This is a genomic window from Acinetobacter sp. WCHAc060033, assembly GCF_004209125.1.
GTDB lineage: Bacteria > Pseudomonadota > Gammaproteobacteria > Pseudomonadales > Moraxellaceae > Acinetobacter > Acinetobacter wuhouensis.
This window is the reverse complement of sequence record NZ_SGSW01000102.1, coordinates 1-3,907: the sequence shown is the minus strand read 5'-3', so window position 1 is coordinate 3,907 and position 3,907 is coordinate 1. Positions and strand designations below refer to the sequence as shown.

Here is a 3,907-nt window from a genome sequence, read left to right as displayed (position 1 = left end):
ATACAAATTCCCTATACTGTAAAACCCCTCATCCAAATTAGAAAATTCTTTAGGAATAAAATCTACATAATTATAAGTTTCATCAGGGTTCAGTATTTTTTTCAGATCATTATCAAATACAATTTTTACATGACCGAAATCATGTTTAGTAAATTCAGAATCAATATAAAATGTATAAAACTGAGTTCTATAGTTATAATCATTCCAATTATCTATACGAAATAAAAAATACGGTACAGAACGACTTCTTAAATTATCATCTTCCGAGTTCTTAATTATATAAAAATCCATAAATTTCAGTTAAATTTGATATTTAAAGTATAACTATATCAGTTTTTATATTTTACAGGTGAAATCACCATTAAAAACTATTCACATGATAAAACTATCAAATGTAAATACTACATATAGTTCATCAATAGAATCTCACTTTAAAAGCACTCTTTAATTGCTCTTGCTATTGGGGAAATCATTTTTATATCTTGGAATAAAAATGATTTCCCTCTCTCAACACCCAACTTATTCCAAATATCAGGTGTTAAAAAAAGTCGTTACAAACTTACCCATATCTACATAACGGATTTCCCCCCTGTAACTACGTCTTCACTTCAGGACTCTTTAAAATATCCTCACCTGTACAACTCTCAAAGCTTGGAAACTTTCACTCGTGGCTTGTGAATCCTATCTAGCTAACATAGCCTTAGCTTGAACTGAACATTGCTCAACAATCATCTGTTAAACGAATTACATATCTCCACATAAACGTATAACAACCAAACTAAAACGGCTATATTGTGAAAAATAAAGAATGACGGATAAAAACAGTATTGTTCCAAAAAGTGCTACTCGTCTTTTAACACCACAAAAGAATATCCAAAATAATTTCCAGCCCTTAACACACCAACAAAGAAAAAATTAAAAGCCAAAAAATAAATAACAAATAAATTCAATATCTTGTAAAAAATATAAATAAAATCATTGCATCAAATTGGTGCAATAAATCTAAAACAGTGCATCACTTTGCTTTATATCGAGTCTTGATAAAAATTTGAATTGTTTAATCATTTTTTCCCACATCCGAACTACTGCGATATACAAAATGCTTCGCTATACTGAACCAAATTGTGACAACTAGCACCAAAAAGAATCCTATGCAAAATGTAGACTTACTCTTCCTCCTCCTCGGCGCTGTACTTGTACTTGCGATGCATGCAGGCTTTGCTTTTTTAGAACTGGGAACAGTTCGCCATAAAAACCAAGTCAATGCCCTGAGTAAAATTATCACTGATTTCTCTATCTCAGCGATCGCTTACTTCTTTATTGGCTACTATATTTCTTATGGTCAGCATTTTTTCCATACAGGAACAACGCTTTCAGCCGAACATGGCTATAACCTCATGCGCTGTTTCTTCTTACTGACCTTTGCCGCGGCAATTCCTGCAATCATCTCAGGTGGAATCGCAGAACGTGCCAAGATGCGTTCACAAGCCATTGCAACACTCTTTATTGTGGCATTGGTCTACCCTTTCTTTGAAGGAATCATGTGGAATGGCAATCTTGGTCTACAAAAATGGTTAGCGAATACTTTTGGCGCAAGTTTTCATGATTTTGCAGGCTCAGTCGTGGTACATGCAATGGGCGGATGGATTGCACTGGCTGCGGTGATACTACTTGGTGCGCGTCATGGTCGTTACAAAAAAGATGGTCGAGTGAGTGCACATCCACCATCATCTATTCCCTTTCTTGCACTGGGTTCATGGATTCTGATTGTGGGTTGGTTCGGTTTTAACGTGATGAGCGCACAGCGTTTAGATGCCATCTCTGGTCTTGTGGCAATTAACTCGCTGATGGCAATGGTCGGTGGAACACTCTCAGCAAATTTCTTTGGAAAAGAAGACCCAGGTTTCTTACATAATGGTCCACTTGCAGGCTTAGTCGCAATCTGCGCAGGTTCAGATATTGTGCATCCAATTGGCGCATTGGTGATCGGCGTCGTTGCTGGCTTTATCTTTGTTAAATTGTTCACTTATACCCAAAACAAACTCAAAATTGATGATGTATTAGGTGTTTGGCCACTCCACGGCGTATGTGGTGCTTTTGGTGGAATCGCTGTAGGACTCTTTGGTCAGCAATGGCTTGGTGGGCTTGGTGGTGTCTCAATGATGTCTCAGTTGATCGGAACACTGCTTGCAATCATCATTGCACTTGCAGGTGGATTTGCAGTCTATGGCATCCTTAAAGTGACCATGGGTATCCGTTTGAGTCAAGAAGAAGAATTTCGCGGTGCAGATTTATCGATTCATAAAATTTCGGCTAATTCGGAAGATGCGATTTTCTAATCTGTATGTGGGTAAATTAATTTAGCGGTCAAATTGACCGCTTTTTTATTTGTTCTAAACTGCTTTGATTCAAAAACCACACAGCAATGATCCGCATTTAAATCCATAAAATAATAATCATTTATAACATTTAAAACACACACTTTTACCTATCAAATTGAAGTAAATATATTCCCTAATCTCAACTAGTCAATAAAAATTAAGAGCAATTTAAGTTTAATTTTGTCCAATAACATCAAATAAAATATAGAAAGAGTGATTCACCTGATGTTATATACCGATTCAAATAAATTCTTCTTTAGAAATAGTTTATTGTTGGCGGTATTATTTTTAGTGCTATGGTTTGTATTTCCTGTGGGTGGTGCAATTGATCTGCACTTCATTCAACCGTGGATTGATACGAATGGTAAATTCCCATTAAAAAATAATTGGTTCCTCGTTGAAATTAACCACAAACTCGTTAAAGACATCATTATCGGATTCTATGTCATTGCCCTTTTGGCATGGCTTGCATCATTTAAAAATCTAAAATTAAAAGCTTATCAATGGCGATTGGGCTATTTGTTTTGGATCAGTATTCTATCTACGGCTGTCGTTGGGATTCTTAAATCACATTCAGCCCATGCCTGCCCGTGGTCAATGACTGAACCAACTGCCTTAAGCTATGTCTGGAACTTTTCTGCAACAAACGGACACTGCTTTCCAGGCGGTCATGCCAGTTCAGGCTTTTCATTAATCACCGGATTTTTTGTCTTTAGAGCATCAAAACCAAAGATCGCGTATGTATTTTTATTTTTAGGCTTAAGCCTCGGTTTTTTAATGGGTTGGGGACAAATGATGCGTGGCGCACATTTCCTAAGTCATAACTTATGGACAGGTTGGGTAGTCTTTGCTTTTAACTTGGTGATGTATAAAATTTTCTATAAAAAGCTTAGTTAAATGTGACATGTAAATAAAACACGTAACGATCAAACCGTCATTTTAAAAAGATAAGTTTTAAGCACATAGTTTTTAAATTAAATTCAGTAACCTAAGTCCGGAGTTGATTTCTTTCAAAAATTTGATACGCGGAAACGTCCTTCGCAATTGTTTGAGGCATGAGCCAGTCATGGCGCAAGATTTATAAGTTAATGTTTTTGCGATAATCTTGATATATTTCGGTAGCTGTCGAGTTCTGCGGTGGGAAGCAAAGCTTCGCAAGATGGTTTCCTTGCGCAGTTTCACTGCTCATTTTGCCGAATGAGAAACATCGTTTCGTAAGAGTGTGGTCGAACCGAAGGCTAATCCTAATATATGCACAAAACCGATAAGACTCCGTCACAATGAACCTTACAAAAAATCTTACCCTACTGAAATTATTAAAATAACTTATCGAACTGATGTTAGTAGATCACTCAAAAACACGATAAATCATAAAATCAAAAAAAGATGATGAACATCATTGATATTCATCATTTTATCTCAGCTCGATTAAATATTTTCACAAAATAGTGTTTGTTAAATTTTAGTAAGACTTAAACTTCAGTAAGACTTAAACGTTACTAATAGTTAAACTTTTGAGTCTAATA

Annotated in this window: 2 protein-coding genes and 1 pseudogene; 2 read left to right on the top strand and 1 reads right to left on the bottom strand. The window is 35.8% G+C overall.

Features of this window, described 5'->3' with window-relative positions:
- A pseudogene (locus tag EXE10_RS21785) lies at positions 1–291 on the bottom strand (hypothetical protein); the annotation flags it as partial.
- A gap of 860 nt (positions 292–1,151) precedes the next feature.
- Between EXE10_RS21785 and EXE10_RS20280 the strand changes: the two are divergent.
- On the top strand, positions 1,152–2,339 hold the full coding sequence (locus tag EXE10_RS20280; protein WP_130114536.1) for an ammonium transporter: 1,188 nt from the start codon (positions 1,152–1,154) through the stop codon (positions 2,337–2,339).
- 267 nt (positions 2,340–2,606) lie between these two features.
- Positions 2,607–3,278, top strand: a complete 672-nt coding sequence (locus EXE10_RS20275; RefSeq protein WP_130114535.1) for a phosphatase PAP2 family protein — start codon at positions 2,607–2,609, stop codon at positions 3,276–3,278.
- Positions 3,279–3,907 lie beyond the last annotated feature (629 nt).

Excerpts from the sequence above, each read along its gene's own strand:
- EXE10_RS20280 (WP_130114536.1), top strand. The coding sequence starts at position 1,152 with ATGCAAAATGTAGACTTACTCTTCCTCCTCCTCGGCGCTGTACTTGTA.
- EXE10_RS20275 (WP_130114535.1), top strand. The coding sequence starts at position 2,607 with ATGTTATATACCGATTCAAATAAATTCTTCTTTAGAAATAGTTTATTG.